Annotated in this window: 24 protein-coding genes; 7 read left to right on the top strand and 17 right to left on the bottom strand. The window is 72.5% G+C overall.

Annotated elements, in window-relative coordinates:
- Nucleotides 1–67 precede the first annotated feature (67 nt).
- Nucleotides 68–907 (top strand): putative protein N(5)-glutamine methyltransferase, encoded by an 840-nt coding sequence (locus ACFWE2_RS15630; protein ID WP_377225135.1) that lies wholly within the window; start codon nt 68–70, stop codon nt 905–907.
- A gap of 99 nt (nt 908–1,006) precedes the next feature.
- Here ACFWE2_RS15630 and hemQ read toward each other — a convergent pair whose 3' ends face one another.
- The 3 genes from hemQ to ACFWE2_RS15615 form a co-directional block, all read right to left on the bottom strand.
- Nucleotides 1,007–1,756, bottom strand: coding sequence for a hydrogen peroxide-dependent heme synthase (gene hemQ / locus ACFWE2_RS15625; RefSeq protein WP_377225134.1), 750 nt, complete (start codon nt 1,754–1,756; stop codon nt 1,007–1,009).
- A gap of 34 nt (nt 1,757–1,790) precedes the next feature.
- Nucleotides 1,791–2,945, bottom strand: coding sequence for a ferrochelatase (locus tag ACFWE2_RS15620; protein ID WP_377225133.1), 1,155 nt, complete (start codon nt 2,943–2,945; stop codon nt 1,791–1,793).
- 117 nt (nt 2,946–3,062) lie between these two features.
- Nucleotides 3,063–3,956, bottom strand: coding sequence for a LysR family transcriptional regulator (locus ACFWE2_RS15615; RefSeq protein ID WP_377225132.1), 894 nt, complete (start codon nt 3,954–3,956; stop codon nt 3,063–3,065).
- A gap of 72 nt (nt 3,957–4,028) precedes the next feature.
- Here ACFWE2_RS15615 and ACFWE2_RS15610 point away from each other — a divergent pair, with 72 nt between their 5' ends.
- Nucleotides 4,029–5,333 carry an MFS transporter gene (locus ACFWE2_RS15610; RefSeq protein ID WP_377225131.1) on the top strand — a complete coding sequence of 435 codons (1,305 nt, stop codon included), beginning with the start codon at nt 4,029–4,031 and terminating at the stop codon, nt 5,331–5,333.
- 9 nt (nt 5,334–5,342) lie between these two features.
- Here the strand turns inward: ACFWE2_RS15610 and ACFWE2_RS15605 are convergent, their stop codons facing one another.
- The gene (locus ACFWE2_RS15605) at nt 5,343–6,494 is read right to left on the bottom strand and encodes a glycerate kinase (protein ID WP_377225130.1); all 1,152 of its coding nucleotides are present in this window, start codon (nt 6,492–6,494) and stop codon (nt 5,343–5,345) included.
- Nucleotides 6,495–6,520: 26 nt separating this feature from the next.
- Nucleotides 6,521–7,639: an alanine dehydrogenase gene (ald, locus tag ACFWE2_RS15600; RefSeq protein WP_377225129.1), complete on the bottom strand. Its 1,119-nt coding sequence runs from the start codon at nt 7,637–7,639 to the stop codon at nt 6,521–6,523.
- Nucleotides 7,640–7,725: 86 nt separating this feature from the next.
- On the opposite strand from ald, the gene ACFWE2_RS15595 reads away from it, so the two are divergent.
- Nucleotides 7,726–8,625 carry a LysR family transcriptional regulator gene (locus tag ACFWE2_RS15595; protein WP_377225128.1) on the top strand — a complete coding sequence of 300 codons (900 nt, stop codon included), beginning with the start codon at nt 7,726–7,728 and terminating at the stop codon, nt 8,623–8,625.
- Nucleotides 8,626–8,664: 39 nt separating this feature from the next.
- On the opposite strand, the gene ACFWE2_RS15590 is transcribed toward ACFWE2_RS15595, so the two are convergent.
- Nucleotides 8,665–9,132, bottom strand: a complete 468-nt coding sequence (locus ACFWE2_RS15590; protein WP_377225127.1) for a MarR family winged helix-turn-helix transcriptional regulator — start codon at nt 9,130–9,132, stop codon at nt 8,665–8,667.
- Nucleotides 9,133–9,278: 146 nt separating this feature from the next.
- Nucleotides 9,279–10,040 (bottom strand): isoprenyl transferase, encoded by a 762-nt coding sequence (locus tag ACFWE2_RS15585; RefSeq protein WP_377225126.1) that lies wholly within the window; start codon nt 10,038–10,040, stop codon nt 9,279–9,281.
- Nucleotides 10,041–10,442: 402 nt separating this feature from the next.
- Between ACFWE2_RS15585 and ACFWE2_RS15580 the strand changes: the two genes are divergently transcribed.
- Entirely contained in the window at nt 10,443–11,126 is a 684-nt protein-coding gene (locus ACFWE2_RS15580; RefSeq protein ID WP_377225137.1) for a hemolysin III family protein, read from the top strand.
- Between the two features lie 37 nt (nt 11,127–11,163).
- On the opposite strand, the gene ACFWE2_RS15575 is transcribed toward ACFWE2_RS15580, so the two are convergent.
- From ACFWE2_RS15575 to mca, 3 genes are read right to left on the bottom strand one after another with little or no spacing between them, the layout of a single operon-like run.
- On the bottom strand, nt 11,164–12,027 hold the full coding sequence (locus ACFWE2_RS15575) for a carbon-nitrogen hydrolase family protein (protein ID WP_377225125.1): 864 nt from the start codon (nt 12,025–12,027) through the stop codon (nt 11,164–11,166).
- Nucleotides 12,020–12,448, bottom strand: a complete 429-nt coding sequence (locus tag ACFWE2_RS15570; RefSeq protein WP_377225124.1) for a hypothetical protein — start codon at nt 12,446–12,448, stop codon at nt 12,020–12,022. The genes ACFWE2_RS15575 and ACFWE2_RS15570 overlap by 8 nt, the downstream gene beginning before the upstream one ends.
- Nucleotides 12,445–13,332 carry a mycothiol conjugate amidase Mca gene (gene mca / locus ACFWE2_RS15565; protein ID WP_377225136.1) on the bottom strand — a complete coding sequence of 296 codons (888 nt, stop codon included), beginning with the start codon at nt 13,330–13,332 and terminating at the stop codon, nt 12,445–12,447. Before mca ends, ACFWE2_RS15570 begins: the two co-directional genes overlap by 4 nt.
- A 157-nt stretch (nt 13,333–13,489) precedes the next feature.
- On the opposite strand from mca, the gene ACFWE2_RS15560 reads away from it, so the two are divergent.
- Both ACFWE2_RS15560 and greA read left to right on the top strand, forming a co-directional pair.
- Nucleotides 13,490–13,999, top strand: coding sequence for a DUF4307 domain-containing protein (locus ACFWE2_RS15560; RefSeq protein WP_377225123.1), 510 nt, complete (start codon nt 13,490–13,492; stop codon nt 13,997–13,999).
- Between the two features lie 204 nt (nt 14,000–14,203).
- On the top strand, nt 14,204–14,686 hold the full coding sequence (gene greA, locus ACFWE2_RS15555; RefSeq protein ID WP_357454871.1) for a transcription elongation factor GreA: 483 nt from the start codon (nt 14,204–14,206) through the stop codon (nt 14,684–14,686).
- Nucleotides 14,687–14,750: 64 nt separating this feature from the next.
- On the opposite strand, the gene ACFWE2_RS15550 is transcribed toward greA, so the two are convergent.
- The 7 genes from ACFWE2_RS15550 to ACFWE2_RS15520 form a co-directional block, all read right to left on the bottom strand.
- On the bottom strand, nt 14,751–16,115 hold the full coding sequence (locus ACFWE2_RS15550) for an RNA polymerase sigma factor (protein WP_377225122.1): 1,365 nt from the start codon (nt 16,113–16,115) through the stop codon (nt 14,751–14,753).
- Complete coding sequence (locus tag ACFWE2_RS15545; RefSeq protein WP_377225121.1) at nt 16,112–16,441, bottom strand: YciI family protein; 330 nt, start codon at nt 16,439–16,441, stop codon at nt 16,112–16,114. The genes ACFWE2_RS15550 and ACFWE2_RS15545 overlap by 4 nt, the downstream gene beginning before the upstream one ends.
- On the bottom strand, nt 16,441–16,818 hold the full coding sequence (locus tag ACFWE2_RS15540; RefSeq protein WP_377225120.1) for a YciI family protein: 378 nt from the start codon (nt 16,816–16,818) through the stop codon (nt 16,441–16,443). Before ACFWE2_RS15540 ends, ACFWE2_RS15545 begins: the two co-directional genes overlap by 1 nt.
- Nucleotides 16,819–16,926: 108 nt before the next feature.
- Nucleotides 16,927–18,186, bottom strand: a complete 1,260-nt coding sequence (gene ilvA / locus ACFWE2_RS15535; protein WP_377225119.1) for a threonine ammonia-lyase — start codon at nt 18,184–18,186, stop codon at nt 16,927–16,929.
- Nucleotides 18,187–18,215: 29 nt separating this feature from the next.
- The gene (locus ACFWE2_RS15530; RefSeq protein WP_377225118.1) at nt 18,216–19,475 is read right to left on the bottom strand and encodes an AI-2E family transporter; all 1,260 of its coding nucleotides are present in this window, start codon (nt 19,473–19,475) and stop codon (nt 18,216–18,218) included.
- A 147-nt stretch (nt 19,476–19,622) separates the two neighbouring features.
- Nucleotides 19,623–20,222 carry a YdeI family protein gene (locus ACFWE2_RS15525; protein WP_377225117.1) on the bottom strand — a complete coding sequence of 200 codons (600 nt, stop codon included), beginning with the start codon at nt 20,220–20,222 and terminating at the stop codon, nt 19,623–19,625.
- A gap of 114 nt (nt 20,223–20,336) precedes the next feature.
- Nucleotides 20,337–21,101, bottom strand: a complete 765-nt coding sequence (locus ACFWE2_RS15520) for a metallophosphoesterase family protein (RefSeq protein WP_377225116.1) — start codon at nt 21,099–21,101, stop codon at nt 20,337–20,339.
- A gap of 146 nt (nt 21,102–21,247) precedes the next feature.
- Between ACFWE2_RS15520 and msrA the strand changes: the two genes are divergently transcribed.
- Nucleotides 21,248–21,937: a peptide-methionine (S)-S-oxide reductase MsrA gene (gene msrA, locus ACFWE2_RS15515; protein WP_377225115.1), complete on the top strand. Its 690-nt coding sequence runs from the start codon at nt 21,248–21,250 to the stop codon at nt 21,935–21,937.
- Nucleotides 21,938–21,975 lie beyond the last annotated feature (38 nt).

The raw sequence follows: 21,975 nt of genomic DNA, 5'->3' as shown, positions 1-21,975 counted from the left end.
GCCCTGGTGCCGCCAGGGGACCCGGACGGGCGCTCTACTTCGCGGACCGGCCGCCTACGCTCGCACCATGGACGAACTTGTCGCGCGCCTGCGCGCCGCCGGCTGTGTCTTCGCCGAGGACGAGGCCCGCATCATCACCGAGGCAGCCGACGGCGACGCCGCCCGCCTCGAGGAGCTCGCCGCCGCGCGGGTCGGCGGGCTCCCGCTGGAGCACCTGGTGGGCTGGGCCGAGCTCGACGGCCGCCGCTGGCTGGTGGCACCCGGCGTGTTCGTGCCGCGGCAGCGGTCCGAGCTGCTGGTCCGGGAGGCGGCCGCGCGCGCCGACGCCGATTCCGGCTCCGATGCCGGCCCGGTGCTGCTCGTCGACCTGTGCTGCGGCTGCGGGGCACTCGGCGGCGCCGTGGCGGCCCGCCTCCTCGCGGCGGGTCGCGACGTCGAGGTCCACGCCGCCGACGTCGACCCGGCTGCCGTGACCTGCGCCCACGAGAACCTCAAGGCGCTGTCCGACGACGTCGCAGCCCCCGGCGCCGGCGCGCTCACCGCGCACACCTACGCGGGCGACCTCGCCGACCCGCTCCCGGCCGAGGTGTGGGGCCGTGTCGACGTCCTCGTCGCGAACGCGCCGTACGTGCCGACCACGGCGATCGGCATGATGCCGCCGGAGGCAAGGGAGCACGAGCCGCACGCCGCGCTCGACGGGGGCGACGACGGTCTCGTGATCCTCCGCCGGGTGATCGACCTGGCCCCGAGGCTCCTGCGCCCGGGCGGGCATTTGCTGATCGAGACGAGCGAGGGTCAGGTGAGCGCCGCCGTCGAACACCTGGAGGCCGCCGGCCTGACGGCCACGGCCCTGTCCGACGAGGACCTGGGCGCCACAGCCCTCGCCGCCACCCGTCCAACGACCTGAGCTCGGTCTGCTTCTCTTCGAAGTCTAAGTTTCTCCGCTTCCGACCGGCTCAAAGCGCAGAAACTTAGGCCTCGATGAGAAGCTGGCCCGTACCCGAGGTCAGGAGAGGGGCTGGCGCGCGGCCCAGGCCTCCAGGCTCGTGCGCGGACCCGTGAAGAACGGGACCTCCTCGCGCACGTGCCGCCGGGCCTCGGTCGCCCGCAGGTCGCGCATCAGATCCACGATGCGGTGCAGCTCGTCGGCCTCGAACGCGAGGATCCACTCGTAGTCGCCGAGCGCGAACGCGGACACCGTGTTCGCCCGGACGTCCTTGTAACCTGCGGCGGCCATGCCGTGGTCGCGCAGCATGGTGCGGCGCTCCGCCTCGGGCAGGAGGTACCAGTCGTAGGACCGCACGAACGGGTAGACGCAGATGTAGTCGCGCGGCGCCTCCCCCGCGAGGAACGCCGGCACGTGCCCGCGGTTGAACTCGGCCGGCCGGTGCAGCGCGGCGACCGACCACACGGGCTCCAGCGACCGGCCCAGCTCGGACGCGCGCAGCCGCTGGTAGGCGCCCTGCACGGCCTCGATCGACTCGCCGTGGGTCCAGAGCAGGAGGTCGGCGTCGGACCGCAGGCCGCCGATGTCGTACCAGCCACGAGTCACGAGGTCGCCGGTGGTCGCGGCCGGGTCGCTGCCCCCGCCGACGGCTGCCTCGGCGTCGGCCACCACCGCCTTGCGCTCGGCCTCGTCCGCCGGAAGCGTCTCCGTCAGGGAGAAGACCGAGAACATCGTGTACCGGATGCTCTCGTTGATGGCGGTCGTGTCGATCTCGTGGCCGGTGTCCCCGTGCACGTGTGCGTCGTTCATGTGTTGCCTCTCGCTCGTGGCCGTCCCGCAGGACTCAGGAGTACAGGTCGGTGCTGCACAGCACCGGGACGCCGCTCGGCTCGCCGTCGCGCCGCAGGCAGCAGCCCGGGGCGCAGACCGAGCGGAGGGCCGGCAGCGAGCCTACGGTCGCCTCGGTGATGTCGTCGCCACGGGCCAGGGCCGCACGTTCGAGCAGCAGGTCGACGAGACCGGTGACGAACGGCCGGCGCGTGCCCACCGTGCCGGCGCGGACCGCCGTCATGCCGAGGTCCTTCGCGGTGGCCAGCGCCTCGGTGTCGAGGTCGTAGGCCACCTCCATGTGGTCGGAGATGAACCCGATCGGGGACAGGACGACGTCGCGCAGCCCGTCTCCCGCAAGGGTCTCCAGGTGGTCGTTGACGTCCGGCTCGAGCCACGGCTGGCTCGGCGGGCCGGAGCGCGAGCAGTACGCCAGGTCCCATGGCACGTCGTGCCCGAGCCGCTCGGCGACCTGCGCCGCGACGACGCCGGCGAGGTCGAGGTGCTGCTCGGAGTACGTGGCGTGCGAGATCCGCGACGCCGCCTCCATGGTGTCCGGGATCGAGTGGGTGACGAACACCAGCTTGGCGTCGGACCCGGACCCGCCCTGTGCCGCGAGCTCCGCGTACGCCTCGACGACGGCGTCGACGTTGGCCTGCACGAAGCCCGGGTGGTTGAAGTAGGGGCGGATCTTGTCGAACCGCACGCCCGTCGACCCGTCCGGGCCGAGCTGCCCGCGCTTGTCCAGCGTCACCGCGAGGTCCTCGCGGTACTGGCGGCAGCCGGAGTAGGAAGCGTAGGCGCTGGTCACGAGCGCGACGGCGCGCTGGGCGCCCAGCTTCTCCAGCTCGTCCACGGCGTCGGTGGTGTACGGCTCCCAGTTGCGGTTGCCCCACACGACCGGCAGGTCGATGCCGCGGTCGGCGAGCTCGGCCTCGAGCGCCGCCTTCAGCGCGAGGTTCTGCTCGTTGATGGGGCTCTTGCCGCCGAACCCGTAGTAGTGCTCGCCCACCTCCTCGAGCCGCTCGTCCGGGATGCCCTTGCCCGCGGTGACGTTGCGCAGGAACGGCACCACGTCCTCGGGCTTGTTCGGGCCACCGAAGGAGTAGAGAAGCAGGGCGTCGTACGGCGCGGCGTCGTGCGCCGCAGGCTGGGGGGAGTTCGCGGGCATGCGCCCATCTTTCCACCGTCCGCGGTGCGGGCTCACCCGGAGAGGGGCGAACGGGACGTGACATCGATGCGACGTCCTGTCAGAACGTGCCCGCCGGCCGCGCGGTGTGCCGACCGGTCACGTGACCGGCACGCCAGGCGGGGCGTGGACGTTGCCGCTCCGCAGCCGCTCACGCAGGCCGGGCAGCGCGTCGAGCAGGATCCGTGGCACCGGGCTCCTCGTCACCATGGACATCGTCACGCGCCCCCGCGACGGAGCCGGCACCGTCCGGTCGCCCGGAGCGGCGTACCAGGCGGCGACCATGTCGGGCACGACGGCGGCGCACCGCCGCTCCCGTGCCGTACGGACCGCTGCCTCGGCCGTCGCACCGGGGCGTGCGTGCGCGCCGAGCTCGGTGAGGCGGCGGTGCAGCACGTCGGCCGAGAGGTCGAGCGGGCAGTAGACGACGGTCTGCCCCTCGTACGGGCGCCTGCCGGACCCCGGCGCGGGTGCACCCCGCGGCAGCAGTGTCACCAGGTCGTGCTGCCCGACCTCCGTGACCACGAGCCCGCGTGCGATCGGCACCTGCTTCGCGATGCCGGTGAACGCCGCGTCGAGCGTGCCGCGCTCGACCCGCTCCAGCAGCCGCGGGCCGTGGTCGACCTCCGGCTGCACCACCACGTCGTCGAGCAGCACGTCGAGCGCCGCGAACAGTGTGCCCGCGATGCTGGGGAACGCGCCGACGGAGACGGTGCGCGACTGCGCGGCCGACAGCGTGCGCTCGACGATAGCCCCGAGATGGTCGAGCACGTGGGTGGCCTGGTCGCAGAACTCGCGACCCGCGGCCGTTGGCCGCGCACCGGTGGTGTCGCGGTCGAAGAGGACGGTCCCCACGCGCCGCTCCAGGGCCGCCAGCCGCTGGCTCGCCGACGGCTGGCTCACCAGCAGCTCGCGGGCCGCAGCACCGAGCGAACCGTGCCGCGCGACGGCGTCGACGAGCCGCAGGTCCTCCACGGACGGATATGAGCTCATAGGAGAAGCCTATGTCGGGTCATGTCTGGCCGGCCTCTACCGGCCGTCTCGTGGCCGCCGCAGGATGGCAGCGTGCGCCATCCCCACCTCGTCACGCTGACCGCCACGACGTTCGTCACCTGGACCGGCCAGCGCATCACGGCCGTCGCGCTGCCGCTCGTCGCGCTCGACCAGACCGGTGACGCCTGGACCACGGGGCTCGTCGGCGGCTTCGCGGGCCTCCCCCTGCTCACCTCGGGCTGGTGGGGCAGGCGGCTGCGAGGACACCTGACGTCGGGCCGCGCGCTGGCCGCGGTCCTGGCCGTCCAGGTTCTCGGGCTGGCACTGGTCCCGGTCGCCGCGGCGACCGTGGGCGTCGGGGCGGCGGTCCTGTGCGCCTCGGGCCTGGTCACCGGAGCGACGTCGGCCCTGCTGGCGCCGGCGCAGCGCGCGCTGACCGCCGACCTCGCCGAGCTGCCGGGAAACGGGCCCGACGTCGGCACGCGGGCGCTCGCCTGGCAGGACCTCGCGCACCGGGTGTCCATGATCTTCGCCCCGGGGCTCGGGGCGTGGCTGCTCGTCGTCTGGGGCGCCGGACCGCTGCTGTGGTGGGAGGCCGCGGCCGTCGCGCTGGCCGCCGTGGCGATGCTGACGGTACCGGCCGCCGCAGAAGCCGACCCTGCCTCACGGATCGGGCCCGCCGAGACCGCACCGGACCCAGGCGAGCTCGACCCACCGGCCGGGCCCGACGCCCCCTCGCTGCGCTCGGTGCTGCGCGGCAACCCCGAGCTCACGGTGGGCCTCGGGCTCGCGGGTGTCGGCGGTGTCACGTGGTTCGCGTTCACCCTGGGCCTGGCCCTGCTCGGCGTGGAGCTCGACCAACCGGGCGAGCTGATCGCCGCGGGCATGGCCGGCTACGGGGCCGCGACCGTCGGCGTCTCGTTCGTGGTACCGCTCGTGGTGCACCGGATACCCCGCATCCCGGCGATCGTGGCGTCGTGGGTGGTGTTCGGCGTCGCCTACCTGGCGCTGCCGGCGGCCGCGCCCGACCTGCTCGCGGTGGGCCTGGTGTCCGCGCTCGGCGGCCTGGCGATGCCGTTCGGCATCGCCGCGCTGAACGCGCTCATCGTGGACCGGACCTCGGGCGCGGCGCGCAGGGCGGCGTTCACCGCCGAGACCGTGCTGCACGCGGGCGGCGCGTCCGTTGGCCTGCTGGCGGGCGGCGCCCTCATCGGCGCGTTCGGCGCCGGACCGGTGCTGGTGGCCACGGGCCTCCTGCAGGTGGTCGCGTCGTTCGCCGCGCTGGCGTGGCTCCGCGCCCGACGGACGCACGGCACCTCGCGCCAGGCGCAGCACGAGCCGCGGACGGAGGCCGCGCCTGTCGTCGAGGGCGGCTGACCGACCGGGCTAGCCGCGGACGGCGCCCACCAGGTTCGTGACGGCCGCGCCGAGCTCGCGCAGACGCGGCGCGGTGCGGGCGATCAGGTCGTCCAGGTCGACCGGTCCGGGGGCGATCGAGAACGCGGCGGTGATGCCTGAGGCGCGGGCCTGCGCCTCGGGAAGCAGTACCTGGCCGGCCACGACCACCACCGGCGGCCGGGTGGGCGAGGCCGCCGCGAGCTGCGCGACGCCGTCGGCCACCTTGCCGTTCACGGACTGGGAGTCGAAGGATCCCTCCCCCGTGATCACCAGGTCGGCGGAGGCGAGCGCGGCGGGCAGGCCTACCGCCTCGGCGACGAGCACCGCGCCAGGGGTGCTCTCTGCGCCGAGCACGGCGATCAGCCCTGCGGGCACCCCACCGGCGGCGCCTGTGCCGGGGAGCTCGGCGACGGCGACGCCCGTCTCGCGTTCCAGGACCTCCGACCAGTGCCGCAGCGCATCGTCGAGGAACTCCGCCACGCCGTCACGCGCGCCCTTCTGCGGACCGAACACCCGCGCGGCGCCGTGCTCGCCCACCAGCGGGTTCGTGACGTCGACGGCGAGGCGCCAGCGCACCTCGCGCGCCCGCGGGTGCAGCCCGGACAGGTCGAGGGAGGCGACGGAGGCCAGCCCCTCCCCGCCGTCGGGCACCTGCCGGCCGGCCGGGTCGAGAAGGCGGGCACCCAGCCCGGTCAGGATGCCGGAGCCGCCGTCCGTGGAGGCCGAGCCACCCAGGCAGAGGAGGATCTCCGCGACGCCCGCGTCGAGCGCGGCCCGCGCGACGTCCCCGGTGCCGCGGGTGCTCGCGTGCAGCGGCTGGAGCGGCGCGTCGGAGACGCCCGGCAGACCGCTGGCCTCGGCGAGCTCGACGACGGCGGTCCGCCCGTCCGGCGACACCGCCCACCGGGCGGTCGACGGGCGGCCTATCGCGTCCACTGTCTGGGCGGTCAGCGGTTCCCCGCCCCAGGCGGCGAGCAGCGCGTCGAGCGTGCCCTCACCGCCGTCGGCCATGGGCAGGCGGGTGACGACGGCGTCCGGGACGGCGTCCAGCACCCCCTCGGCGACGGCGGACGCGACCTCGGCAGCGGACAGGCTGCCCTTGAACGAGTCGGGACAGACGACGACGCGCAGCGGCTCCACGCGCCGATCGTAGGCGGTAGGGACGCTCAGTCGGACAGGATTTCGGCCACTGGTACCGCGTGGGCGCCGAACGCCTCCGCCACACCGGCGTTGGTGATCTGCCCGGCATGCGTGCTGAGCCCGTTGGCGAGCGCCGCGTCGGCGCGCATCGCGTCCCGCCAGCCCTTGTCCGCGAGCGCCGCGACGTACGGCAGCGTCGCGTTCGTCAGGGCCCGGGTCGCCGTGACGGGCACGGCGCCCGGCATGTTCGCCACGCAGTAGTAGAGGGTGTCGTGCACGGCGAAGGTCGGGGCGTCGTGTGTGGTGGGGTGCGAGTGCTCGAAGCAGCCGCCCTGGTCGATGGCGATGTCGACGAGGAGGGCGCCGGGCTTCATGGCCTTGACCATGGCGTCCGTGACGAGCTTCGGCGCGGCGGCGCCCGGGATCAGGACCGAGCCGATGACCAGGTCGGCGGTCTCCACCTGCTCGGCCACCTCGTACGCGGTCGACGCGCGGGTGGCCACCGCCCCGCCGAACTGCACCTCGAGCTGGCGCAGCCGCGGGATGGAGACGTCCAGCACCGTGACGTCGGCGCCCATGCCCAGCGCGTTGGCCGCCGCGTGCTCGCCCGCCACGCCACCGCCGATGACGACTACCTTGGCCTTCGGCGTGCCGGCCACTCCGCCCATCAGCACCCCGGTGCCGCCCTGCGGCCGCATCAGGTGGTAGGCCCCGACCTGTGCGGACAGCCGTCCGGCGACCTCGCTCATGGGGCTCAGCAGCGGCAAGGAGCGGTCGGGGAGCTGTACGGTCTCGTACGCGACGGCGGTGGTGCCTGCCGCCAGCAGCGCGTCGGTGCACGGCGCCGACGCCGCGAGGTGGAGGTAGGTGAAGAGGGTCAGGTCGGGCCGCATAAGCGCGTACTCGGGCTCGATGGGTTCCTTGACCTTGACCAGGAGGTCGACGCCGCCCCACACCTCCTCGGCGGTGTCGGCGATCCGCGCGCCGGCGAGCCGGTACGCGTCGTCGTCGAAGCCGGAACCCAGCCCGGCGCCGGCCTGCACGAGCACGTCGTGGCCACGGCGGACCAGCTCGTGGGTGCCGGCGGGCGTGAGCGCGACCCGGCTCTCGTTGTTCTTGATCTCTGTGGGGACGCCGACGTTCATAAGGTGACGGTAAGCACTGTGCGGTGTACGGGTCCAGGACACGTTCCCGAATAGAATGTTCGGCGTTCGTGCACAACAATGGCCGGATGCTCAACCCCTGGCGACTGCGCCTCCTGCACCAGCTCCACCTGCTCGGCACCGTGCGCGCCGTCGCCGAGGCGGCCCGAATGAGCCCGTCTAGCGTCTCCCAGCAGCTCGCGACGCTGGAGATCGAGGCGAAGGCCCAGCTCTTCGAGCGCGTCGGCCGCCGCATCCGGCTCACGCCCGCTGGCGTCACCCTCTCCGGCCACGCGTCGGACATCCTCGACCGGATCGCCGCAGCGGAGGCGGACATCGCGGGCCTGCGGTCCGAGCCCACCGGTGTGGTGCGGCTGGCCGCCTTCACGAGCGCTTTCCACGGCATGGTCGTGCCGGCTGTCGCCGCCCTCGCCGAGGAGCACCCGCGCATCACCGTCGAGCTCACCGAGGCGGAACCGCTGGTCAGCCGGCCCGCGCTGCAGCGCGGCGAGGTGGACGTCGCCGTCTGCGCGGACTTCCCGGACGCCCCCGTCCCACCGGACACCGACCTCACGCGCATGCCCCTGACGGGCGACCGCGTGGTACTCGTCACGGCACGGGACACGGCCACCGGCGCGCGCTCGGGACGAGTCGACCTGGCCACCCTCGCGAACGAGCCCTGGGCGTTCGAGCACCCCGGGGCCCACCTCGCCGACCTGGCCGAACGCCTCTGCCGACGGGCGGGATTCACACCGCGGACCGTTGCCCGCTTCGAGAGCCACGGCACGCTGCTCAGCCATGTCGAGGCCGGGCTCTCGGTGACGCTGCTGCCCCTGCTCGCCGTCCACGACCGGTATGCGGTGCGCACGCTGGACCTCATGGACCCGCCCCGCCGGGACATCCACCTCGTGGTCCGGCGCACCACCATGGACCGGGCGGCGGTGCGGGTGGTGGTGGAGGCCCTCCGGCACCAGGCGCGATCGGCCTGAGCGCAGGCGCGAGCCCTGGCCTGCGGCCCAGCGGCCTGGTCAGAAGTCGTCGATGTCCGCCTGGGCGGACCGCAGCCTCTCCGTCAGCTCGCGCAGCCGCATCAGGTCCTCCGCGTCCATCGCGGGGGTCACGTAGTGCGCTATCGACCGCACGTGGCGCCGCCCGAGCTCCTTCTGGGTGGCGGCGCCTTGCGGGGTCAGGCTCACCAGGACGCCTCGCCCGTCGTCCGGCGACGGGTGCCTGCGGACCAGGCCACGCTTCTCGAGCCGCTCCACCATGCGCGAGAGCGACGACTGGGCCATGAGGATGTTCTCGTTGAGCTCGCGCAGGCGCAGCGTCTCCCCTGGGGCGAAGGCGAGCGTGAACAGCACGTCGTACTCGCGCATGCTGAGGTCGCCCCAGATGTCGTCCGCCAGGAGCCGTCGCATCACCGTCACCTGAGCGCGGAACAACGACTCCCACGCCTCGGCGGCCTCGCGAGCCGACGGCACACGTCGCTCGGTCATCAGCACGCCCTCCTCGTCATCCAGGGCACGCTACCCGACTGAACTTTCGGTTACCTACCTCAGTTAGTGGTGGCGAATTTCGCCATACGAAGAACTGTCGAGAGGACCTGAAAGGCCCCTCTCAACGGGTCCTGGACCGATCCCCGTCAGCGTCCGAGACGACGTTCCCGCAGGGAGAAGTCGCGCAGCGCGCGCAGGAAGTCCACCCGCCGGAACGCGGGCCAGTACGCCTCGCAGAAGTAGAACTCGGTGTGCTGGCTCTGCCACATCAGGAACCCGCCGATGCGCTGCTCGCCGGAGGTCCGGATGACCAGCTCCGGGTCCGGCTGCCCCTTGGTGTACAGGTGCTCCGCGATGTGCTCGACGTCGATCGACTCGGCGAGGTCCGCGAGCGTCGCCCCGTCCTTCGCGCGCTCGGTGAGATAGCTGCGGACGGCGTCCGCGATCTCCGTGCGACCGCCGTAGCCGATCGCCACGTTGACCTGGAGGCCCTTCACGCCGGCGGTCCGGTCGGCGGCCGCGCGGAGCGCGGAGGCCAGCCGCGCGGGCAGCAGGTCGAGCCGGCCGATGACCCGCAGGCGCCAGCGGCCCGACTCCGCGAGGTCCGTGACGGCGTCCTCGATGATGTCGAGGAGGTTGCTCAGCTCGTCGGCCGACCGGCTCAGGTTGTCCGTCGACAGCATCCACAGCGTGACGACCTCGATGCCCAGCGACTCGGCCCAGCCCAGGAACTCAGTGATCTTGTCGGCGCCACGACGGTGCCCCGTCGCAGCGGTCTCCCCGAAGGAGCGTGCCCAACGGCGGTTGCCGTCGAGCATCACGCCGATGTGCCGGGGCAGCGTCGCGCCGTGCAGGGCGAACGCCAGACGTCGCTCGTAGAGGCGGTACAACGGGCTGGGCAGGCGCACGAATACCTCAGTGGATCGGGCCGTGGAGCCGCGGGACGCGGCGACACGGAAGTTCTGGGCTGGGTGGAACCCGGCGGGACGTGGACAAAGGTACCTCTCGAACGCGCGCGTCCCTGCGCACGGAGACCCTTCTGCGACGCCGGACGGGCGACTCCCGCCAACCCGGCGCAGTATCTTCACAAGGCCCTTGTCAAGCGGGCGACCGCCTAACCTACGCTAGAGTAAGTTACGCAACCGTAGGTAGCGTCCCAGCACCCAGAGGACGCCGGTTGCCGAGCGCAGAGGAGAGCAAGCGTGCGAGCACCTACGGGCGAGCCGGACCACTCGGCGGGCCGCTCGGACGACGCGGCGGGCACGTTCGACGACAAGCTGGACGACGTACGCGGCAAGGCCGCCGACATCATGCAGGACATCTCCGACTCGGTCGCGACCACCGTCGAGACGGTCGAGCGGAAGATCAAGCCGCGGCTGCGCGGGTGGATCCACGCGGGCACGTTCCCGCTCGCCCTGGCGGCGAGCATCGTGCTGATCGCGCTCGCCCCGACCGTGCCAGGCAAGATCTCCGCCTCGGTGTTCGGCCTGAGCGCCTGCCTGCTGTTCGGAGTGTCCGCGGTGTACCACCGCGGCAACTGGTCCCCCCGGACCGACGCCGTGCTCCGGCGCCTCGACCACACCAACATCTTCCTGATCATCGCGGGCACCTACACACCGCTCGCGGTCCTGCTCCTACCTCGCGACCAGGGCACCGTGCTGCTCTGGCTGGTGTGGAGCGGCGCGCTGCTCGGGCTGCTGGCCCGGGTGTTCTGGCTCAACGCACCGCGCTGGGTCTACGTACCGGTCTATGTCGCGCTCGGCTGGGTGGCAGTCGCCTACATGGGCCAGTTCTGGGCGATCGGCGGCCCCGCCGTCGTCTGGCTGATCCTGGCGGGCGGACTCGCCTACACGGCAGGCGCGGTCGTCTACGGCACCAAGAAGCCCGACCCCAGCCCCGCCTGGTTCGGCTTCCACGAGATCTTCCACGTGCTCACGGTCGTCGGCTTCGCCTGCCACCTGGTCGCGATCTACCTGGCCAACCTCGCGGTCTGACCGCCGGCGTACCCGTCGAGCTCGACGAGGAACAGCGTCAGGCGGAGGCGCCGGTGGGCACCACCGTGTAGCGGCGGTTCACCAGCGACGGGTTGGTCCTGCGGACCGCTGCCAGCGGAGCGGGGTCGAGATCGACCGTGCGGTACGCCTGTTCCTCGCCCATCTCCAGCCCCACGACGCCGTCCGGCCCGACCAGCAACGTGCCTCCGATGACGCCCTTGCCGGTCATGCCGACACCGATCACCACCGCGGTGTTCTCGATCGCCCGGGCCCGGAGCAGCGTGCGCCAGTGGTCGGCCTTGAGCGGCCCCGCGACCCAGGCGGCCGGGTACACCAGCACGTCAGCCCCTGCGTCGACGAGGCGGCGGGCCGACTCAGGGAACCTCAGGTCGTAGCAGGTCAGCACACCGAAGGTGAGCCCGCCGATACGCAGCGTGACCGGCTCGGCGTCGGCAGGGCCGGGTTCGAGGAGCTCCGACTCCTGGTACCCGAACGCGTCGTACAGGTGCACCTTGCGGTAGACACCGGCGATCTCGCCGGCGTCGTCGACCACGACCAGCGCGTTGACCGCGCGGACGCCGTCGGATCCCGGCAGGGTGACGCCTGCGATCGCGGCGATCCCGTGCTTGCGCGCCCGTGTGCGCAGCAGCGTGACGAACGGACCGTCGAGCGGCTCCGCGTGCTCCGGCCCCACGCCGCCGCGCGGATCGTACGCGGACGCGTACTCCGGCAGGACGAGCAAGTTCGCCCCGACCCGGCCAGCCGCCTTGAACGCGTCGAGCACGGTCTGCCGGTTGGCGCCGTGGTCGTCGGAGACGGCCACCTGCGCGACCGTCACGCGGACCACGCCCGACGGGGCGCCCGGCTCGGTGGCCGCCGCTGCGTCAGCCGTGTCAGTCACCTGACCCGCCACCGCTGCTGCTACCGCCGGAGGAGCCGGCGTCGGGCGACGAGCCGGAGGAGCCGGGCGACGAGCCGGACCCGTCAGGTGTGCCGGGCGTCCCGGAACCTTCGCCCTGCTCCGCCTTGCTGTCACGGGCGTCGCTGTCACGGGCGTCGTCCTCCGACCGGCGGAAGCTGACGACCTGCGGGACCGGGACGGGCAGGCCCTGCTCGCGTGCGTTGTGGCCCGCGCGGCGCAGGTGCTTGCTCATGTTCAGGAACAGCAGCACGCACGCGACCGCGAGCGCGAAGGTGACGACGAAGCCGATGAGCCCAGGCGAGACCTGCCACTCCTCGAGGCCCGGGCGGAGCCTGCCCTCGGTGGGGTTCGGCGACGGCTCGGTCGCGAGCGCTATCGCTCCGGTGATCAGCGGGCTCATGCGGGGACCTCCGACCGGACACCCTCGAACAGGTCTTGCTCGTACTCACCATCGGCACGCTCGGGCAGCGGCACGCGGGACTCCGCGAGCTCGTACTCGTCCCATGGCCACACGTCGACCTCGAGGTCGCGCGGCACCGCGAAGAAGAAGCCGTTGGGGTCGATCTGCGAGGCGTGCGCCGTCAGGGCGGCGTCCCGGTGCGGGAAGAAGTCGGCGACGGGGACCAACGTGGTGACCTGACGCTCCGGGATCTCGTGTGCGTCGCGGGACTCGACCCAGTCGCCGAAGGGCGACTCGAGCCCGGCACCTTCGATCGCCTCGTGCACCGCGCGGATGCGCTTCATCGAGAAGCCGTGGTTGTAGTAGAGCTTGAGCGGCTCCCACGGCTCACCCGTGCCCGGGTAGCGCTCCGGGTCTCCCGCCGCGTGGAACGCCTCGAACGACACCTCGTGGCACTTGATGTGGTCGGGGTGCGGGTAGCCACCCGACGGGTCGTAGGTCGTGATGACGTGCGGGCGGAACTCCCGGACCGCCCGCACCAGCGGTGCGGCGGCCTCCTCGAGGGGGACGAGCGCGAAGCAGCCCTCGGGCAGCGGGGGCAGCGGGTCGCCCTCGGGCAGGCCCGAGTCCACGAAGCCCAGCCACTGCTGACGCACACCCATCGCCTCGGCCGCCCGGGCCATCTCCAGCCGGCGGACCGCGCGGCGGCCCTCTATCGACTCGAACTCGTGGCCCTCGGGAACCTCGTAGGACGGGTTCAGGATGTCGCCCCGTTCGCCCCCGGTGCATGTCACGACGAGGACCTCGACCCCTTCTGCGGCGTAGCGGGCCGTCGTCGCGGCGCCCTTGCTCGACTCGTCGTCCGGGTGCGCGTGCACCGCCATCAGACGGAGCGGCTCGCGCTCGGGTACGGACACTGGGTCCTCCTGTGTGGGATGAGGCTGCGTGCGATGACTACTGGGACAATCACTCTCATGGACCATGATGGTCCAGGGACAATCTTGCTACGAACCACTGACACCTCGAACCGAGCGAGCCGTGATGACCGACCCTGACCCCGCAGCCCCGACCGGCGCCGCGCACCCGCAGGCACCGAGCCTCGCCGAGCGCTACGGCCGCGCAAGGCCTGGAGCGCAGCGGATACCCGCACAGCGCGGCGAGGACGACCCGTTCGACGAGGACGACGACATCCGGCCCCGCCCGAAGCTCTCGGTGGGCGCCCGGATCGCGGTGGCCCTGGCCCTCGCCGTCGGTGTCGCGATCGCCGCGTGGTTCACGATCGTCGACACCCAGCGCGACCCGGTGACCTTCACCGACGTCGGGTTCTCGGTGACGAGCGCCGAGGCGGTGGATGTCACGTTCGACGTCAGCATGCCCCCCGGCACCGAGGCGGTGTGCACGGTGACCGCGCTGAGCAAGAACTACGCGGAGGTCGGCGCGGTCGACGTCGAGGTGGGCCCGGACGCGGCGCGCACGACGCGACACACGGTGACGATAGCCACGACGGAGCTCGCGACCACCGGCATCGTCGACCACTGTGACCTGCGCTGAAACCCGCGGTTCAGAATAGGTGACCCGTCCGCTCAGAGCGGAAACAGGGACTGTCTTGGCAAGTCTTTCCCGAAAATTGGTATTCTCGTCGTTTCACACGCTGTGTAGACCGGCTGACGCGCGTGCCCGATCCGCTCCGTCGGCCGGGCCCGGCGCGCTGCCGTAACTGTGGCTCGATCGAGCAACGACGAAAGGAGAGCCCCCGTGGCCGACGCTTCTGTCACCTGGCTCACCCAGGAGGCGCACGACAAGCTCAAGGCTGAGCTGGAGCATCTCTCCGGCCCCTACCGGGCGGAGATCACCGAGCGCATCGCCGCTGCTCGCGACGAGGGCGACCTCAAGGAGAACGGCGGGTACCACGCCGCGCGCGAGGAGCAGGGAAAGAACGAGCTGCGCATCCTCGAGCTCACCGAGAAGCTCCGTAACGTCCAGGTCGGCACTCCCGCGGACGACGGCAAGGTCGAGCCGGGCATGGTCGTGACCGCGATCGTCGCGGGCGACGAGATGAACTTCCTCTTCGGCTCGCGCGAGATGGCGGGATCCACCGACCTCGACGTCTACTCGCCGACATCGCCGCTCGGCGCAGCGATCGACGGAAAGTCGATCGGCGCGAAGACGAGCTACCACGCCCCGAACGGGCGCGACATCCCCGTGGAGATCACGGGTGCCAAGCCTTTCCAAGGCTGACAGTCAGTGCTGAGAGTCAGGGCTGACGGTCAAGACTGATCAAGACCGCACGCCGACGGGCCTGTCAGACGGCCGGATCACCCTGGTGACCTGGACGTCCGGCAGGCTCGTCGGCGTGTGTGAGGTCCGCCAGCCGGCGCTCCAGGAACTTGCGGTCCCCCTCGCGGTCGACCTGGTCGAGCGCCCGCCGGTACTCCGCCGCTGCCTCGACGGGCCGGCCCGCCCGCCGCAACAGGTCCGCCCGCATGGCCGGGAGCAGGTGATACGCCGTCAGCTCGGGTGCTGACGCGACGGCGTCGAGCGCGGCCAGACCGGCCTCGGGCCCGCGCGACATCCCCACGGCGACCGCGCGGTTGAGCTCCACGACCGGCGAGCGGGTCATCTCCACCAGGACGTCGTAGAGGGCCTCGATCTCCGCCCAGTCCGTCGTGTCGGTGGCGGTCGCCCGTGCGTGCAGGGCGGCGATCGCGGCCTGCACCTGGTACGGGCCGGCGCGACGTGCCGCGAGCGCGGCGTCGAGCACCGCCAGCCCTTCAGCGATCTCGTCGTGCCGCCAGAGCGACCGGTCCTGCTCCTCGAGCGTGCGTGGCAGCGCTTCCGCCCCCGTGCCCACCCGTGCCCACCGGCGCGCGTGCTGGAGCAGCAGCAGGGCGAGCAGACCGCGTGCCTCCGGCTCGTCGGGCAGCAGGCGCGCGACGAGCCGGGCGACGCGGACCGCGTCGTCGGCCAGGGCGCGGCGGGCCGCGGCACCCGCGTCGTCCTCGGCGGGCTCCGCCCACGCGTCGTAGCCCTCGGTGAACAGCACGTACAGCACGGCGAGGACCGCCGAGACCCGTTCGTGCAGCAGCTCGGGCGGCGGCACGCGGAATGCGATCCCGGTGCTCCGGATCTTGCGCTTGGCCCGGGTCAGGCGCTGGGCCATCGTCGTCTCCGGCACCAGGAAGGCCCGCGCGACCTGTGCCGTCGTCATGCCGGTGAGCGATCGGAGCGTGAGCGCTACGCGGCCCTCGAGCGGCAGCGCGGGGTGGCAGCAGGTGAAGACGAGGCGCAGCAGGTCGCCGTCGGGGTCCTCCGGTTCGACACCGGCCCAGCCGGCGCCGTCATCCAGGGCGTCCGCCGCCTCGGCGACCGGGTCGGTGGCCGCAGGGTCGAGCCGTTCGGTCAGCCGCGCCGACGCCGCCACCTTCTCCGCCTCGACCTTGTGCCGCCGCAGCCGGTCCAGCGCGCGGTTGCGCGCCGTGGTGGTGAGCCACGCGCCCGGCCGGTCGGGCACGCCGTCGCGCTGCCAGGTGCGCAGCGCGACGGCGAACGCCTCCTGCGCGCAGTCCTCGGCGAGGTCGAGGTCACCGGTGCTGCGGGCGACGGCCGCGAGCACGCGGCCCCACTCGTCGCGGAAGGCGGCGGTGACGGCCTGCCCAACGTCGGTCACGGTTCCGTCGGCCAGAACGGGTGCACCTCGACCAGCGCATCCCGCGCTCCCGGGGACGCGGCGGCTATCGCGAGCGCCTCCTCCAGCGTCGCCGCCTCGATGACGTCGAACCCGCCGATGACCTCCTTGGACTCCGAGAAGGGCCCGTCCGTCACGACGGTCTCGCCCTCGCGCACGGTCACCCGGCGGACGTCGGCACCCGGGCGCAGGCGCGAGCCCATGACCCGCGCGCCGGAGGCGTCCTGCTCCGCGACCCAGGTCTCGGTCTCCGGCGTCGGCGCCCGGTCGGGTTCGTCGGGCTCGATGACGAGCATCAGGTAGCGCATCAGCGCACCCCGGCCTCGGGCTCCGTGGCCGTGGCGTCGCTGTCGAGCTCCAGGGGCCAGAAGGGGCGCAGCTCCAGCGCGCCCGTGTACGCCATCGGGTGGGCGGCGGCGATCCTTATCGCCTCGTCGAGGTCGGGGGCCTCCAGGACGTCGAAGCCCGCGATCACCTCTTTGGTCTCCGAGAACGGTCCGTCGGTGACGACCACCTCGCCGCCGCGGACCTGCACGCCGACGGCGTCGGCGGGTGGGCGCAGCCGGTCGCCGAGGATCGCTCGGCCGGTGTCGTAGGTGTCCCGCACCCAGTCCTCGATCTCGGGCACGTTGCCCGGGTCGGCCGGGGCGTCGGGCGTGGACAGGACGAGCATGAGATAGCGCATGGCGTGCTCCCTTCCGGAGCGGTCCGAAGGTGTCATGGTCCCGCGGCCGGTCGGCCGCGTCACCCTGACGACGAACGGGACCGCGTCCGCACGACACCCGCACGACGATCAGTTCGCGATGACCTCGTAACCCTCGGACTCCAGGCGTTCGACGACGGCGGTCCGGTGGTCGGCGCCCTTGGTCTCGAGCTGCAGGTTGACCCGCACCTCGGACACCGCGAGCGAGACGTCGGTCCGTGTGTGGTCGACGGCGACGATGTTGGCGCCCGCCGCTGCGATCGTCTCCACGAGCCGCGCGAGAGCTCCTGGCTTGTCCATCAGCCGCACCTGCAGCTTCAGGTACCGCCCGGCGGCCACGAGGCCGTGCTGCACCACCCGCAGCAGCACCAGGGGGTCGATGTTCCCGCCCGACAGCACCGCGACGACCGGACCCTTGAACGCTCCGGGTCCGGCGGCCATGATGCCGGCGACCGCTGCCGCGCCGGCGGGCTCGACCATCAGCTTCGAGCGCTCGAGCACCGCGAGGAGCGCACGCGAGAGCTGTTCCTCGGTGACGGTCCGGACCTCGACACCCTCCTTCTGCACGATCCCGAACGGCACGTCGCCGGGCAGCCCGACGGCTATGCCGTCGGCCATCGTGGAGCCGAGCGTTCCCGCCAGCGGCTTGCCTGCCTTCAGCGAGCCCGGGTACGCGGCGGCCGACGCCGCCTGCACGCCCACCACCTTCACGTGCGGTGCGGCCTCGGCCAGCACCGCGGCGATGCCGGCCACGAGACCGCCGCCACCCAGCGGCACGACGACCGTGGCCACGTCCGGCACCTGCTCCAGGATCTCCAGGGCGACGGTGCCCTGGCCCGCCACGACGTCGACGTGGTCGAACGGGTGGATGAGCACGCGCCCGGAACGGGCGGCCTCGACGCGGGCGGCGGCGAGCGCCTCGTCCACCGACGAGCCCACCATCCGCACCTCCGCCCCGTAACCACGGGTCGCGGCGACCTTGGGCAGGGCGGCGTCGACCGGCATGTAGACGACGGTGTCGATGCCGAGCATCCCCGCAGCCACCGCGACGCCCTGCGCATGGTTGCCGGCCGAGGCCGCGACGACCCCGCGCTCCCGCTCGGCGGCCGACAGCCGCGCGAGGCGCACGTACGCGCCGCGCACCTTGAACGAGCCGGCGCGCTGCAAGTTCTCGCACTTGAGCAGCACCTTCGTGCCGGCGATGGTGGAGAGCGCGCGGCTCTCGGTGATCGGGGTACGGGTGATGACGCCGTCGAGCATCGCGGCGGCAGCACGGGCGTCGTCGGCGGACACCGTGAGGTGGCCGCCGTACGACTCCAGGTCGAACGGATCCAGTGGCACAGCGGGCATGTTGCCCGACTACGCCGCCGGATGCACGTTCAGCGCTTCTGATCACCCTCTGAAGCGCCTCGGCCCGAGGGGTCCAGATCCTCGTCGACGCCGACGTCCTCGACGGCCGCCTCGGCCACCACGCCGGTGCCACGCCGCAGCCGGAGCGGGATCGGCGGTGCGTCGGCCGCCCGCCACCGGATGGGCAAGGCGTCCTCGTCACCGAGCTCGGGGAACTTGTCGTGCCCGTTGAGGTAGAGGATCACGGTGTTCAGCACGGCTGCGAGCGGGACCGCGAACAGGGCGCCGACGATGCCGGCGGCGTACGAGCCGGCGGCCACCGCGAGGATCACGGCGACCGGGTGCAGCGAGACGGCCTGGCCCATGAGGAACGGCTGCAGCGCGTGCGACTCGATCTGCTGCACGAGCAGCACCACGCCGAGCATGATGAGGGCGGCGACCCAGCCGTTCGACACGAGGACCACGACCACGGCGATGGCGCCCGTCACGATGGCACCGACAACGGGCACGAACGAACCGACGAACACCAGGATGCTGATCGGCAGGGCGAGCGACGGGACGAAGAACACCGCGCCGATCCCGATACCGACGGCGTCCACCGCGGCGACGAGGATCTGCGTACGGGTGTAGGCGGCGAGCGTGACGGCCCCGCGCCGGCCGGCCTGGTTGACGCGTTCCCGGGAGGACCGTGGCAGCAGACCGACGAGCCAGCCCCAGATCCCCCGCGGGTCGTGCAGGAAGAAGAAGGTGCAGAACAGCGCGATCAACGCCCCGACGAGCACGCTGCCCGCCGTGGCGGCGGCGCCGAAGACGCCGCTCACGATCGCGCTCTGCTGCGCCTCGAGCTGGTCGAGGATGTCCTGGCTGTAGCTCTGCAGCTCGTTCTCGAGCCCGAACGTCACCGAGACCTGTGTCCACAGCTCGTTGAAGCCGTTGATGGCCTGGGTCCGCAGGTCGGCGAACCCGTTGGCGATCGACTGCCCGGCCAGCGTGATCAGGCCGGCGACCACGACGACCAGACCGATCAGCGACAGGCCGGCGGACAGCCCGCGTGGCACGCGCAGCCGCTCGTTCAGCAGGCGGCGGAGCGGCGTCAGCATGATCGTGAGCAGCAGGGCCACCGCCACCGGGATCACGATCGTCTTCAGGAGCGTGATGAGCCAGAGCGCCGCGGCCACGAACGCACCGATGAGGAGCATGCGCCACGACCATGAGGCGGCCGCCTGGATGGCTGGTGGGACAGCGCCCGACGCGTCGATGGGCGGCGCGGTGGTCTGGTTGGACGTCACGCTTGTCTCCTCGTTCTGCGGCACGGACACGACCCTAGGGGAGCACACCGGCACACCGCTGACGTGCTCACGCGCCGCACGAAAGGTGCACCGCCCGTACACCGGTCCGACATGTCTCGAATGCCGTCCGGGTGCCGCTGCCCGCCGTCAGGCCTCCAGCTTTCGCTTCTGCGGATGCGGTGTCTCGCCGCGCTCCAGCATCTCGACGAACTTGGTGATGTTCCGGGCGCGGGTCTCGGCCTTCTTGACCCCCGTGATCCGGAACAGGATCGCGAACCGGTTCTGCGCGGTGAGGATCTCGAACATCGCCCCGGCCCGGGGGCTCGCCGCGAGCGCCTCGGCAAGGTCGGGCGGCACCTCGAAGTTGCTGTTGACCTCGTAGGCGGCTGCCCAGCGCCCGTCGGCCCTTGCCTTGTCCATCTCCTCCTGGCCGCGCGGACGCATCCGCCCCTCGGCGACCAGGCGGTCCGCGATGCGCACGTTCCGCGCCGACCAACGGCTGCGGGACCGGCGGGGGCAGTACCGCTGCAGCGTGGTGGTGTCGTCCCGGCTGAGCGCCTGGGCGTCGATCCAGCCGCTGCACAGCGCCTCCTCGAGTGCCTGGTCGCGGGTCAGGCTCGTCGCGGAGTCCTTGCCCTTCCGCGCGAGGACCAGCCAGACGCCGTCCGACGTCCCCTCGTGCTCGTCGAGCCAGGCGCGCCACGCCGCGACGTCGGTGATGAGTAGCTCGGGATCGGTATCGGCCATGGGACGCACGCTACGCCGGGACACCGACATCGACGGCTCGGTCCGGCTCGGCAGCCGCCGGCGGGATCACGGGAGCGGCTGTGGCCTACGCGGGCTGGCCGTACCGACCCGGCCTCATCCCCGGCCGTCCCGGGGTGCGAACGCCCGCAGCGCGTCCGCGTCGCTGTTGGCCGAGGTCACGTACTCCCGTGCCCACTCGTCGGCGCCGGGGTACGTGCTGGCCGTCGCGATCGCGGCCACCGTCGCCTCGACGTCGACCGGTGTGTGCCGCAGCTCGACCTGACCGTCCCGCAGGAGCGCCCATGACCCGCCCGCGCGGCCGTAGGGCATGCCGACGCTGCCGGGGTTGACGCACAGCCGCCGGTCGACGAGGCGCACGAACGGCATGTGCGTGTGGCCCATGACGACGGTGCGGACGGAGGCGTCGAGCCCGCCGAGCACCTCGGCCCAGCGCTCGAGGGAGGAGTCGACGAGCACGACCTCCTCGTCGTCCCGTGGCGTGCCGTGGCAGAACACGACGCGGCCGAACCCACGCACCGTCAGCTCTACGGGGTGCGGCAGGCCGGCGAGCAGGGCGACGTCGTCGGGCCGGAGCTGGGCCGCCGCCCAGGGCGCGACCGGATCGGGGATGTCCGTGCCGCCGCCGCGCGCGAGCGTGACCAGCTCGCGGTCCGCGTTCCCGCGCACCAGGACCGCCCGCTCCCCCAGGGAGCGCAGGCGGTCCAGCACAGCGACCGGCTGCGGCCCGGCTGCGTGATCACCGGTGACGACGACGCGGTCGGCGGCCGCCACATCGGGTTCCGCGAGCACCGCCTCCAGCACGGGAAGCACCCCGTGGACGTCCGACAGGACCGCTACGGCACCGACCTCGCTGCTCATGTGCCGACGATGCCGCGCGCCTGCCGACGATGCCAGCGAGATCCGCCGACGGCAGAACGACAGCCCCGGAACACTGCCAGGCCCGCCGGCGTTGCCATAGGCAAACGTGCTGTCGCACGAAGCAGACCCTTAAGGATGTGTGTCGGATGACGTTCCTGAACTCCCTCTTCGGCCCCGGCTCCGGTTCCACGAAGACCACGATGGTCGCGCCCGAGGACGCGCTGCCCGGCCGTTCGGCGCCGGTGCTGCAGAACCCGCGGCCGCACACGGTCCTCGGCTCGTCGATCACCGGCCCGTGGGAGCCCGGTACCCGCGTGCTGTACCTGGCGATGGGCTGTTTCTGGGGCGCCGAGGAGATCTACTGGCAGGTCCCCGGCGTGGTGAGCACCGCCGTCGGCTACATGGGCGGGACCTCGCCCAACCCGACGTACGACGAGGTCTGCACCGCGCGGACCGGTCACACGGAGACGGCGCTCGTCGCGTACGACCCGACGAAGGTGACCGAGGAGGAGCTGCTCAAGATCTTCTGGGAGCGGCACGACCCGACGCAGGGCTTCCGCCAGGGCAACGACGTCGGCACGCAGTACCGCTCGGCGATCTACTGGACGTCACCGGAGCAGGCCGAGGCGGCGCAGGAGACGGCGAAGCGGTACGCCGAGGTGCTGAGCGCCAAGGGCTACGACGCGATCACGACGGAGATCGCCCCGGCCGCCGAGGCCGGGCCGTTCTACTACGCCGAGGACTACCACCAGCAGTACCTGTCCGACGCGAAGAACCCGAACGGCTACCGGTGCCACGCGACCACGGGCGTCCCGTACCCGACGCCTGCCGCGTAGCACCACCCGGATGCGCCCGGTGATCCGTCGAACGGATC

This window comes from Promicromonospora sp. NPDC060271 (genome assembly GCF_042726755.1).
Taxonomy (GTDB): Bacteria; Actinomycetota; Actinomycetes; order Actinomycetales; family Cellulomonadaceae; genus Promicromonospora.
Note: the sequence above shows the minus strand (reverse complement) of the source record. Positions and strands in the feature narration are given on the sequence as shown.